The following is a 259-nucleotide window of genomic DNA, read 5'->3' as shown; positions in this document are numbered from 1 at the left end:
CTCTACCTCCATTATCATTCACACGAGGCTAGCCCTAAAGCTATTTCGGAGAGAACCAGCTATCTCCAAGTTCGTTTGGAATTTCACCGCTACCCACAACTCATCCCCGCGATTTTTAACTCACGTGGGTTCGGTCCTCCAGCGTGTTTTACCACGCCTTCAACCTGGTCATGGGTAGGTCACTTGGTTTCGGGTCTACGTCATGATACTCTCTCGCCCTCTTCAGACTCGCTTTCGCTCCGGCTCCGTCTTTTCTGAC

General features: G+C 51.4%; 1 rRNA gene. It reads right to left on the bottom strand.

The window, feature by feature from the left end:
• Nucleotides 1-259 (bottom strand): 23S ribosomal RNA (locus QP119_RS11595); the annotation flags it as partial.

The organism is Corynebacterium frankenforstense, assembly GCF_030211955.1.
GTDB lineage: Bacteria > Actinomycetota > Actinomycetes > Mycobacteriales > Mycobacteriaceae > Corynebacterium > Corynebacterium frankenforstense_A.
The sequence above is the reverse complement of the archived record's forward strand: the minus strand, read 5'-3'. Positions and strand labels throughout refer to the sequence as shown.